At 32.5% G+C, this 9,957-nt stretch carries 16 protein-coding genes and 1 tRNA gene; 3 read left to right on the top strand and 14 right to left on the bottom strand.

The window, feature by feature from the left end:
* From rpsC to rpsJ, 8 genes are read right to left on the bottom strand one after another with little or no spacing between them, the layout of a single operon-like run.
* Entirely contained in the window at window positions 1-702 is a 702-nt protein-coding gene (gene rpsC / locus CAMP18497_RS04585) for a 30S ribosomal protein S3 (protein WP_039617145.1), read from the bottom strand.
* A gap of 1 nt (window position 703) precedes the next feature.
* The gene (rplV, locus tag CAMP18497_RS04590) at window positions 704-1,078 is read right to left on the bottom strand and encodes a 50S ribosomal protein L22 (protein ID WP_039617143.1); all 375 of its coding nucleotides are present in this window, start codon (window positions 1,076-1,078) and stop codon (window positions 704-706) included.
* Between the two features lie 9 nt (window positions 1,079-1,087).
* On the bottom strand, window positions 1,088-1,369 hold the full coding sequence (rpsS, locus tag CAMP18497_RS04595) for a 30S ribosomal protein S19 (RefSeq protein WP_039617142.1): 282 nt from the start codon (window positions 1,367-1,369) through the stop codon (window positions 1,088-1,090).
* A gap of 1 nt (window position 1,370) precedes the next feature.
* Entirely contained in the window at window positions 1,371-2,201 is an 831-nt protein-coding gene (gene rplB / locus CAMP18497_RS04600) for a 50S ribosomal protein L2 (RefSeq protein WP_039617141.1), read from the bottom strand.
* Between the two features lies 1 nt (window position 2,202).
* Window positions 2,203-2,484 carry a 50S ribosomal protein L23 gene (locus tag CAMP18497_RS04605; RefSeq protein WP_039617139.1) on the bottom strand — a complete coding sequence of 94 codons (282 nt, stop codon included), beginning with the start codon at window positions 2,482-2,484 and terminating at the stop codon, window positions 2,203-2,205.
* A gap of 1 nt (window position 2,485) precedes the next feature.
* Window positions 2,486-3,100, bottom strand: a complete 615-nt coding sequence (gene rplD, locus CAMP18497_RS04610; protein WP_039617137.1) for a 50S ribosomal protein L4 — start codon at window positions 3,098-3,100, stop codon at window positions 2,486-2,488.
* The gene (gene rplC, locus CAMP18497_RS04615; protein ID WP_012660811.1) at window positions 3,097-3,672 is read right to left on the bottom strand and encodes a 50S ribosomal protein L3; all 576 of its coding nucleotides are present in this window, start codon (window positions 3,670-3,672) and stop codon (window positions 3,097-3,099) included. The genes rplD and rplC overlap by 4 nt, the downstream gene beginning before the upstream one ends.
* 9 nt (window positions 3,673-3,681) lie before the next feature.
* Window positions 3,682-3,993, bottom strand: coding sequence for a 30S ribosomal protein S10 (gene rpsJ / locus CAMP18497_RS04620; protein WP_012660810.1), 312 nt, complete (start codon window positions 3,991-3,993; stop codon window positions 3,682-3,684).
* A gap of 226 nt (window positions 3,994-4,219) precedes the next feature.
* Here rpsJ and CAMP18497_RS04625 point away from each other — a divergent pair.
* Both CAMP18497_RS04625 and CAMP18497_RS04630 read left to right on the top strand, forming a co-directional pair.
* Window positions 4,220-4,295: transfer RNA gene (locus CAMP18497_RS04625), tRNA-Ala, on the top strand.
* Between the two features lie 18 nt (window positions 4,296-4,313).
* A complete protein-coding gene (locus tag CAMP18497_RS04630) occupies window positions 4,314-5,375 on the top strand; it encodes an ATP-binding protein (protein WP_337212739.1) in 1,062 nt (353 codons plus the stop codon).
* Here the strand turns inward: CAMP18497_RS04630 and CAMP18497_RS04635 are convergent.
* The 3 genes from CAMP18497_RS04635 to coaE are packed head-to-tail and all read right to left on the bottom strand — an operon-like array spanning window position 5,372 to window position 7,393.
* A complete protein-coding gene (locus CAMP18497_RS04635) occupies window positions 5,372-6,079 on the bottom strand; it encodes a glucosaminidase domain-containing protein (protein WP_337212741.1) in 708 nt (235 codons plus the stop codon). The two genes, CAMP18497_RS04630 and CAMP18497_RS04635, sit on opposite strands and share 4 nt — an antisense overlap.
* Complete coding sequence (gene dapF, locus CAMP18497_RS04640; RefSeq protein ID WP_337212743.1) at window positions 6,054-6,803, bottom strand: diaminopimelate epimerase; 750 nt, start codon at window positions 6,801-6,803, stop codon at window positions 6,054-6,056. The genes CAMP18497_RS04635 and dapF overlap by 26 nt, the downstream gene beginning before the upstream one ends.
* A complete protein-coding gene (gene coaE / locus CAMP18497_RS04645) occupies window positions 6,800-7,393 on the bottom strand; it encodes a dephospho-CoA kinase (RefSeq protein WP_337212745.1) in 594 nt (197 codons plus the stop codon). The genes dapF and coaE overlap by 4 nt, the downstream gene beginning before the upstream one ends.
* A gap of 58 nt (window positions 7,394-7,451) precedes the next feature.
* On the opposite strand from coaE, the gene purM reads away from it, so the two are divergent.
* A complete protein-coding gene (gene purM / locus CAMP18497_RS04650) occupies window positions 7,452-8,441 on the top strand; it encodes a phosphoribosylformylglycinamidine cyclo-ligase (RefSeq protein WP_337212747.1) in 990 nt (329 codons plus the stop codon).
* Between the two features lie 30 nt (window positions 8,442-8,471).
* Here the strand turns inward: purM and sodB are convergent, their stop codons facing one another.
* The 3 genes from sodB to nrdD all read right to left on the bottom strand — a co-directional run.
* Window positions 8,472-9,125, bottom strand: a complete 654-nt coding sequence (sodB, locus tag CAMP18497_RS04655) for a superoxide dismutase [Fe] (RefSeq protein ID WP_337212749.1) — start codon at window positions 9,123-9,125, stop codon at window positions 8,472-8,474.
* Window positions 9,126-9,193: 68 nt separating this feature from the next.
* Window positions 9,194-9,703 carry an anaerobic ribonucleoside-triphosphate reductase activating protein gene (nrdG, locus tag CAMP18497_RS04660; RefSeq protein ID WP_337212751.1) on the bottom strand — a complete coding sequence of 170 codons (510 nt, stop codon included), beginning with the start codon at window positions 9,701-9,703 and terminating at the stop codon, window positions 9,194-9,196.
* A partial coding sequence (nrdD, locus tag CAMP18497_RS04665) for an anaerobic ribonucleoside-triphosphate reductase (RefSeq protein WP_337212753.1) occupies window positions 9,675-9,957 on the bottom strand: 283 nt, incomplete at its 5' end. The genes nrdG and nrdD, both read right to left, overlap by 29 nt.

Genomic DNA, 9,957 nt, shown 5'->3' on the forward strand with positions numbered 1-9,957 from the left:
TTATTTACCTCTTCTTGCTCTTCTAGTTTTTTTAGCTGGAGCGTTTTCTTCGGTTTTTTCAGGTTGAACACCCTTTTGTAAAACTTCACCTTTGAAGATCCATACTTTAATACCTATGTTTCCATAAGTAGTATGTGCTTCTGCAAAACCATAATCGATTTTTGCTCTTAAAGTATGAAGTGGAACACGACCTTCTAAGTACCATTCAGTTCTTGCCATTTCAGCACCACCTAAACGGCCTGAAACTGAAACTTTAATCCCTTTAGCACCTGCTTTTTGCGCTCCTTGAATTACTTTTTTCATTGCTCTTCTAAAAGCAATTCTTTTTTCAAGTTGAGTAGCAACACTTTCAGCTGCAAGCTGAGCTGAAGCACCTGCTTTTCTTTCTTCTTTGATATTGATATTAACTTCTTTTTTGATTAAATCTTGAAGTTCTTTTCTTAAAATATCAACATCACTACCTTTTTTACCAATAATAATCCCTGGTCTTGCAGCTACAACAGTTACTCTTAATTTTTTCGCTGTTCTTTCTACAAGAATTTGGCTAATTCCTGCATAATAAAGTTTTCTTTTTAAGAAAGTTCTGATTTTATAATCTTCACCAATATTTTCTGCTAAATTAGCTTTTGTAGGAAACCATCTTGATTCCCAATTTCTATTAATTCCTAGTCTTAAACCAATCGGATTTACTTTTTGTCCCATATTAGCTTTCCTTTTTCACTGATGCTTTTTTAGCTTTTGTAGTTTTTTCAGCACTTGCTTCTACTTTACTAACTTCTACCAAAATGTGTGAAGTTGGCTTTCTAATACGACTAGCACTTCCTCTAGCTCTTGGTCTAAATCTTTTTAAAACCGCACCAGCATCAACACGACAACTTGAAACAACAACTTCATTTGCTTCAAATCCGCCATTTGCTACAGCACTTGAAATAGCATTTGCTATAAATTTAGCACCTTTATTTGGCATAAATTTCAAACTAGCTAATGCAAGCTCTGCATTCATACCTTGAACTTCTCTAGCAATCAATCTCGCTTTAGTTGGAGATAATCTTATGAATTTAATTAACGCTCTACTCATAAATCTCCCTTACTTACCTATTTTTTTCTGAACAGAGCCTTTGTGACCCTTGAATGTTCTAGTAGGTGCAAATTCACCTAATTTGTAACCGATATGATTTTCAGTAACATATACTGGGATAAAGCTTTTTCCATTATGAACATTAAAAGTTAAACCTATCATATCAGGTATAATAGTGCTGCGTCTTGACCAAGTTTTAATTGGCTTACCATCGTTAGCTTTTTTAGCAGCGATGACTTTTTTCATTACATGGTCATCAACAAAAGGACCTTTTTTTAGTGACCTAGCCATCTTACTTTCCTTTTCTTCTTGAAATTATTAGCTTATCGCTAGCTTTTTTACGGCGAGTTTTAGCACCTTTAGTTGGTTTACCCCATGGAGTAACTGGATGACGGCCTGAATTTTTCTTACCTTCACCCCCACCGTGCGGGTGATCAACTGGGTTCATCGCAGAACCTCTTGTTTGAGGACGAATACCTCTATGGCGATTTCTACCAGCTTTACCGATAGTCACATTTGACCATTCTTCATTACCAACTTCACCGATACTTGCCATACATTCAGCTAAAACTTGTCTCATTTCACCACTTGCAAGTCTTAAGATAACGTATTTTTCTTCTTTACCCATTAATTGAGCATAAGCACCTGCTGAACGGATCATTTGACCGCCTTTACCTGGCTTTAACTCAATATTGTGTACGATAGTACCCACTGGGATGTTTCTTAATTTCATTGCATTACCTGGTTTAATGTCAAGTCCGCTTTCAGCAGCACAAACAACATCACCAACGCTCAAACCTTTTGGTTGTAAGATGTATCTTTTTTCACCATCTCTATAAGAGATTAATGCAATACGACAATTTCTGTATGGATCGTACTCGATTGCTTCAACTTTACCTTCAATACCAAATTTTCTTCTTTTAAAATCTATAATTCTGTAAAGTTTTTTAGCACCTGCTTCTTTATGACGGCTTGTGATTCTACCATTATTGTTACGACCTGCATGAGCTGGAAGTTTTACAAGTAATGAACGCACACTAGCTTTTGCTGTAATATCATCAGAGCTTACACCTGTGATGTATCTTCTACTTGGAGTATATGGTTTATAAGTTTTAATTGCCATCTTATGCCTCCGAACTTTCTAAGCTCACACCCTCTGGTAGCTTAACATAGAATTTTTTAAAGCTATTTCTTTGACCTTCACGACCTCTAAAACGCTTTACTTTTCCATCCATTTTTAAAGAATTAATTCTTACTGGAGTTACACCAAAATATTCTCTTAAAACTTCTTTTAGACCATTTTTAGTCATTTTTGGAGAAGTTTGAATAACTACAACACCTTGCTCTTGAAGATTTAAGCTTTTTTCAGTGTAAAGTATTGTTTTTATATCAGTAATATCTGCCATTTTAACCCTCTTTTACGATAGATTCAAGCGCTGCTTTTTCAATGATAACAGCATTAAATACAGATACTAAATAAGCATTTACTTCGCTAATATCAACTACATAGCAATTTGCTAAGTTTCTAAAAGCAAGAAGTGTTTTTTCATCTAGTAAATCTTTTACAATTAAAGCATCTTTTAAACCAAGCTTTTTAATAACTGCATTTGCATCTTTTGTTTTACCGCTTTCAATGCTTAAACTATCTACTGAGAATAATGCATTGTTTTGTGCTTTATCAGCCAATGCTCTTTCAAGCGCTAAGCGTTTTTGTTTTTTATTAACTTTTTGGAAATAGTTACGATTGTTTGTAGGACCAAATGCCACAGCACCACCAACCCAAACATTCGTTCTTGTTGAACCTGCTCTTGCACCACCACGACCTTTTTGTCTCCATGGTTTTTTACCACCACCGCTTACATCGCTTCTACCTTTAGTATGAGCTGTGTTTGCTCTAAGGCTAGCAAGATAAGATTTTACATATAAATAAAGGTTGTGAGGATTAACTTCTGCATATTTTGCTGGAAGATCGAGTTCACTAGCTTTTTCAAATTTATCATTTAAAACAGTTACTTTACTCATTTTGCAATCCTTATTTTACCCATAGCACCATTAAATCCTGGTACCGCACCTTTTACTACTAAGATGCCATTTTCTTCATCAAATGAAACTACTTCATTTTTAACAGTAACTTTTACATTACCATAATGACCTGCCATTTTCATACCTGGTTGAACACGACCTGGCCATTCGCGGTTACCGATTGAACCGTGACGTCTGTGGAATCTTGAACCGTGACTTGCAGGACCTCCGGCAAATCCATGTCTTTTAACAACCCCACTATAACCTCTACCTTTAGAATTAAAGCTTACTTTTAAAATAGAAGCTTCTTTTAAAGGATTAAGGTCAATATCGCCTGCTTCTGTGTTTGCTACTTCTAAAGAAGCAAATCTATTATATTCAGCTGAAAGATTGTATTTTTTTTGCTGACCTGCAATGCATTTATTATTTGCTTTGCCTTTTACATAAGCAACCAAAGCTTTTCCATTTTCTACTTCACATACTTTAGTTTGAACAAGTTTAAGTAAGGTTACAGGAATGCTTGGTGTGCTGATTGTTCTACTCATACCAATTTTTTCTACAATGTATTCCATATTCTATCCTTATTTACCCATAGCTCTTACTTCAACATTGACCTCTGGAGCCAAGTCAAGCTTAGTGAGTGAATCTACTGTATCTGGAGTAGCTGCTACAATATCAAGCATACGAGCATGAATTCTCATCTCAAATTGTTCGCGTGAATCCTTATTGATGTGTGGAGATTTCAAAACTGTGTATCTTTTGATTTTTGTAGGCATTGGCACTGGACCTCTGATGTCAGCACCTGTTCTTTTAACAGCTTCTACAATTGCTGCAACTGTGCGATCTAGAACTCTGTGGTCATAAGCTTTTAGCTTAAGCCTGATTCTTTCCATATTTTTTCCTTTGTAAAGAACTCGTTAGACCTATAAGAATCTAACCACCATATAAAATGATGTTGAGATTATATAAAAAGAGCCTTTGCTATGTCAAGAAATTTATACATTTTTTTTAATTATTTTCCTTTTAAAAAGGATAAAAATTAAATTTTATAAAATTTACAATATTTTTTATTCATTAAGAAAATCTAAGAAAAGATATAGTATGATTTCAAAATCTAAAGGGGCATTAGCTCAGTTGGGAGAGCACAACGCTGGCAGCGTTGGGGTCAGCGGTTCGAACCCGCTATGCTCCACCATTTAGTATAAAGAAATTTATGAAATCACTACAATTTTTTTACGATAATTACCCAAAATTTCAAAAATTTGATGAAAGAAAAATTCAAATTCAAACCCATAAAAACATCATTATAAAAGGTGGTTTTGCAAGTGGTAAGAAAAATTTAATTTTAAATTTTTTATCTTTGTATAAAAGTGAAAATATACTTTTTATTGATTGTGATGATTTAAAATTTCAAGCAAGTGCTTTAATAAATTTAAATTCGTTTTTAACTTATAATCCACAGATTAAATTCCTCGCACTTTGCAACTTTACTCATGATTTTGACTTTGCTAGTTTAAAACACCTTAATTTGCAAATCATAATAAGTGTTTGTGATAGTAATTTTTGCTTAGATCAGTTTGAAGAACTTCATTTGGATTATTTAGACTTTGAAGAATTTTTAAGCCTAAATAAAAAATATACTGACACTAAAACCATGGTAAGTTATTTTTTACACACAGGACGTAATGTGATTTTAAATCACAATTTTAACACAAACTCATCATACCTAAAAAGCTTTTATACCCCATTAGAGCTTACCATACTCAAACAAATTGCCTTAGAGCTTGGGAATGAATTTAGCGTTAATGAGTTATTAAAAACTCTAAAAAATAGTATAAAAATTTCCAAAGATACCTTATATAAAAGCATAGAAAAACTAGAATCAAACTACACTTTGTATTTTGTAAAAAATCTTGAAAAAAATTTAAAAAAAGTATATTTTTGGGACTTTTCACTAAAAAATTCTCTAAGCATACAAAAAGATTTTAGTGCTTTGTTTGAAAATTTGATTTTAAGCGAGTTATTTAAATTTAAACAAGAAATTTTTTATACTAAGCATTTTGATTTTTACTTACCAAGTCTTAAAAATGCATTTTTATGCTCGCCCTTTAAAGATAAAGATTTGCTTAGTTTAAAAGTCAAAAAAATACTTAGTAAAAACCAACTCGCACTTTCAACTATTTATATCATCACGCTTTCACAAAGAGATGAGTTTTTCATTGAAGGGGTACGCGTGATGATTTTACCTTTTGATGAGTGGGCTTTGGGTAATTAATCTAACTCATCAAGCCTATGTTGCTCTATAATAGAAATAATAAGCTTAGTATAATTACTTTTGATCTCTGAATATTTTTCTAAATGACTTGCTGCTTCTTTACCATCAAGTTTTTTATTTTCACTTATAGTATCCCACCGCCAAGCCCTAAATTCTTTATAAGCATCATGACGATTTAAATTAAGCAAGTATGAATCCACACTTTCTTGTAAGCTATCAAATATACGAATTTTATGTGTTTTACCCTCGCCTCTTTCTTTTGGAATTAAACCTTTTTCACCCCAAGTCCATTCTCCAAATAAATTATTTGCCTCTTTAGCAAAACGACTTGTGCCAGTTGCACTTTCAATAATTGCTTGAGCTATGGCTAAAGACTTTGGCACCTTTTGGATACGCATTTGGTATTCTTTATGATCGTATAAATTTTTAACACGGTATTTTTCTTTTAAAGACCATAGTTTTTGCACAGCATTAGTATTTAGCTTTCTAAAATTATTCTTTATAGCTTCTTTAAAGAAAAATTCTATAAATTCTTTTTCTTTTTCTATCTCTTTAAAAGAAACATCTAATAAAGCATTGATTTTTTTGATAAAAACTTCACGCTTTTCTTTTATACTTAAAGTATAGTATTGCTCATCAAAACCTGCTATAAATTCAGCTTTTAAAAATAAAACACTACTAAGCAAAATTATAATCAGCTTCAAAACAGCACTTCACCTTTCCTCTAAAAAATATTTGATCCTCTTCTAATCTAAAATGCAAGCTTTCATTACTTTTTGGCTTTACCAAAATATCATCTTTTACTTTTTGATTTAAATACGCCAAGTAAAAACAAGCCCCCATGCCCGTACCACAAGCTAAAGTCTCATCTTCCACCCCACGCTCATAAGTTCTAACTCTTATAAACTCTTCATCTTCCACTTTAGCAAAATTAACATTTGCGTTATATTTTTTACGCACTTCTTTGCATAAATTTATATCAAATTCATTTAAATCATCAACAAAGGTAACCACATGTGGAACTCCGGTATTACAGCCTTGCCAAATTCTACCCTTATATTCAAAGGCTTCTTTGATATCCTTTACCCCACTAAGCTTGATTTCAACCATATCATCATCAACAAAAGATTTTATAAGTCCTGCACCGGTTAAGAAATTTAAATATTGAGATTTTTTTAAATAATGATGAGCAAAATGTGCTGCTGCACGCGAGCCATTACCACACATACTTGCTTTACTCCCATCACAATTATAAAATTCCCATTCAAAATCATATCTATCATGAGGCACTACCACTATAAGTCCATCAGCACCTATGCCCTCATAACGATTGCAAAGAATTCTAGCTAATTCGCTGCGATCTTTCTTCTCGCTATCTGCAAACACCACAAAATCATTCCCGCTAGCACAGTACTTGTAAAATTTCATTTTTCAACCTTTAAAGTGTGTTTTAAAAAATTTAGCACATTTTTCTCAAAATTTTCATAACCTGAAGTATTTTTTATCACAAAATCTGCTTTTTTTAGCTTTTCTTCTATATCAAGTTGCAAACTAATTCTTTTTAAGGCTTCATTTTCATCTAAATTATCTCTTTGCATTAATCTTTGAAGTAAAAGTTCTTTTGGAGTATAAATCAATATACTTTTTCCCAAATTCTGATAGTGATTATTTTCAAAAAATAAAGGCAGTTCTATAAAAAAAGCCTTGTTTTTTTTATCTAAAATTTGAGCTTTTTGTAAAATAGCTTCTTTGATTTTAGGATGTAAAAAATCTTCTAGCTTTTTTTTGGCATTTAAATCATTAAATACAATAGCACCAAGTTTTTTTCTATCTATTTTTCCTGCTATGATTAAATCATCATTGTTAAAAAGCTTAGATATAAAATTTGCATTTTCATTTAAAAGCTCATGAGCTATCACATCTGCGCTTAAAGTATCAAAACCCAAATTTTGAACTATTTTTATAAAGCTTGACTTTCCACCTGCTATACTTGAAGTTACAAAATAAGCATTTTGCATAATTTAGCCTTAAAACATTTTTAGTTAAAATACCTTTTAAATTCTTAAAGGAAGATAAATGAATATAAGCTATGAAGATGCGGGCGTAAGTATAGACAATGGCAATGCTTTTGTAGAAGCAATCAAGCCTTTAGTAAAAGAAACTTTTAATGAAAATGTTTTAGGTGGCATAGGCTCTTTTTCGGGTGCTTTTGCTATGCCAAGTGGTTTTAAAAATCCTGTTATGCTAGCAGCAACTGATGGAGTGGGTACAAAGTTGCGCCTTGCTATTGATAGTCAAAAATTTGACACCATAGGCGAGGACTTAGTAGCAATGTGTGTGAATGATTTAATTTGTAATTTTGCTACGCCTTTGTTTTTTCTAGACTATTATGCAACCGCAAAGTTAGATGTAAAAGTAGCTAAAAAAGTTGTAGCAGGGATTGCTAATGGTTGTAAAAAAGCAAATTGTGCCTTAATAGGTGGAGAAACCGCTGAAATGCCTGGCATGTATCATAGCAATGATTTTGATTTAGCAGGTTTTTCAGTGGGTATGGCTGAAAAAGATGAGATAGATAGAAGAAATTTTGTCAAAAATGGAGACATTTTACTAGCCCTACCTAGTAGCGGGCTTCATTCTAATGGGTATTCTTTAGCTAGAAAAGTATTATTTGAAGCACAAAAGCTTAAATTTGATGATAAAATAGATGGTAAAAATTTAATCGATATTTTACTTGAACCTACAAGAATTTATGTAAAAGACTTTTTAAAATTAAAACCTTTTATCAATGCACTAGCTCATATCACTGGCGGTGGTTTGGTAGAGAATTTACCTAGAGTTTTCCCAAGAGGAATAGGTGCTATCATTAGAAAACATCATCTAAAAACTCCTGAAATTTTTTACCAAATAGGCCAAAGCGTAGAAGAAGCTGAAATGTATAGAAGCTTTAATATGGGCGTGGGTTTAGTTATGGTGGTAGATCCATCTAATGTAGGAAAAGTTTTAGAAAGTTCAGATGCTTATGTAATAGGCGAAGTTGTGCTAAATGAAGGAGTGGTGTTGGAGTAAAATCTCTTAGAAACTCTAAGAGATTTTATTTTAGTTTAGCGGGTGAAGTTCGTTTGCATAAAAGCTTACTGAGTTCATACCTTCTTTAATAGCCCATTCATAAGCTTTTGCTACAAATTCCCAGTTAATATGTGCATAGAATTTTTCTAAATATGCAGGACGTGCATTACGGTGATCTACATAGTAAGCATGCTCCCACACATCAACTACTAAAAGTGGAACTTTACCTTCAGTGATAGGTGTAGCAGCATTGCTTGTAGCTACTAATTCTAATTTTTGATTTTGAGTGTTATAAACTAGCCAAAACCAACCAGAACCAAATACTCCCGTAGCACCTTTGATAAATTCTTCTTTTAAATTTTCCATAGAGCCAAAATCTTTTTCAACCGCTACTTTAAACTCATCACTTAAAGAACAGCCACAACCACAGCATGTTTTTGGCTTAATGCAATCAAAATAAAAGTCATGATTATACACTTGAGCAGCGTTGTTAAAAACTCCACCATTTGAATTTTGTATGATATAAACTAAATCTTTTCCTGCAAATTCAGTATCTTTGATAAGATTGTTTAGGTTATTTACATAAGTTTGATGGTGTTTACCATGATGAAATGCAAAAGTTTCTGCACTCAAAAAGTCTCCAAAAGCGTCTGCTTCATAAGGTAGTTTTCTTAATTCAAACATATTGTTCTCCTTTTTTTAAATTTATGGATATTCTAACATAGTTAAATTAAAAAAGACTAAATGAGTCTTTATTTTTCAAAAAGTATTACTTTGCCTTGCTCTAGGCTTTTTGCCACATCGATAATGCGTTGATTTTTACTACCTTTAAATTTTAAAGATAAGTCTTTTTGCTCTAAAATAAACTTCCCATCTATCAAAACATCAGCCAAGATAAGCAATTCTTTCATAGCTTGATCTTGTAATAGCTCTTCATAAGTAAAACCTGTATATATGGCAAGATCAAGCCCTAAAGCCTTAATGTACTTTGCCAAAATGCTTAAATTTTTTGCTTGCATAAAAGGCTCCCCACCACTAAAAGTAACACCTTGGAGTAAAGGATTTTTACAAATATCATTATATAAACTTGCTAAATCCTGTAAATATCCTTTGTTAAAATCATGTGTTTGTGGATTATGACAAGCTTTGCAATGATGAGGGCAGCCTTGAGTAAAAATCACATAACGCAAACCATAGCCATCGACTATGGATTCTTTTATAACACCAGCTAATCTAAGAAAAATCGTGTTTAATTCTTGCATGAACTTCAGCTTTTTTAGCATCATTAAAACGATCAAGCGTTCCTACTAAATAACCCGTGATTCTTCTTATACGTTCGAATTTAATATCATCTTCTTTTCTATGACACTTTGGACAAAACTCATCTATCACACCACTATAACCACACACTGGATCCCTATCTAGTGGAAAATTAATCGAACCATAGCCTATATTGCTTTCTTTCATACATTTTATAATGCGTTCAAAACTTTCTAAATTTTTACTCACATCGCCA

It is taken from the genome of Campylobacter sp. W0066.1, from assembly GCF_024723635.1.
Lineage (GTDB): Bacteria > Campylobacterota > Campylobacteria > Campylobacterales > Campylobacteraceae > Campylobacter_D > Campylobacter_D lari_C.

Bases quoted from the DNA above. Each gene is read 5' to 3' on its own strand.
- rpsC (WP_039617145.1), bottom strand. From the start codon at position 702: ATGGGACAAAAAGTAAATCCGATTGGTTTAAGACTAGGAATTAATAGA.
- rplV (WP_039617143.1), bottom strand. From the start codon at position 1,078: ATGAGTAGAGCGTTAATTAAATTCATAAGATTATCTCCAACTAAAGCG.
- rpsS (WP_039617142.1), bottom strand. From the start codon at position 1,369: ATGGCTAGGTCACTAAAAAAAGGTCCTTTTGTTGATGACCATGTAATG.
- rplB (WP_039617141.1), bottom strand. From the start codon at position 2,201: ATGGCAATTAAAACTTATAAACCATATACTCCAAGTAGAAGATACATC.
- CAMP18497_RS04605 (WP_039617139.1), bottom strand. From the start codon at position 2,484: ATGGCAGATATTACTGATATAAAAACAATACTTTACACTGAAAAAAGC.
- rplD (WP_039617137.1), bottom strand. From the start codon at position 3,100: ATGAGTAAAGTAACTGTTTTAAATGATAAATTTGAAAAAGCTAGTGAA.
- rplC (WP_012660811.1), bottom strand. From the start codon at position 3,672: ATGGAATACATTGTAGAAAAAATTGGTATGAGTAGAACAATCAGCACA.
- rpsJ (WP_012660810.1), bottom strand. From the start codon at position 3,993: ATGGAAAGAATCAGGCTTAAGCTAAAAGCTTATGACCACAGAGTTCTA.
- CAMP18497_RS04630 (WP_337212739.1), top strand. From the start codon at position 4,314: ATGAAATCACTACAATTTTTTTACGATAATTACCCAAAATTTCAAAAA.
- dapF (WP_337212743.1), bottom strand. From the start codon at position 6,803: ATGAAATTTTACAAGTACTGTGCTAGCGGGAATGATTTTGTGGTGTTT.
- coaE (WP_337212745.1), bottom strand. From the start codon at position 7,393: ATGCAAAATGCTTATTTTGTAACTTCAAGTATAGCAGGTGGAAAGTCA.
- purM (WP_337212747.1), top strand. From the start codon at position 7,452: ATGAATATAAGCTATGAAGATGCGGGCGTAAGTATAGACAATGGCAAT.
- sodB (WP_337212749.1), bottom strand. From the start codon at position 9,125: ATGTTTGAATTAAGAAAACTACCTTATGAAGCAGACGCTTTTGGAGAC.
- nrdG (WP_337212751.1), bottom strand. From the start codon at position 9,703: ATGCAAGAATTAAACACGATTTTTCTTAGATTAGCTGGTGTTATAAAA.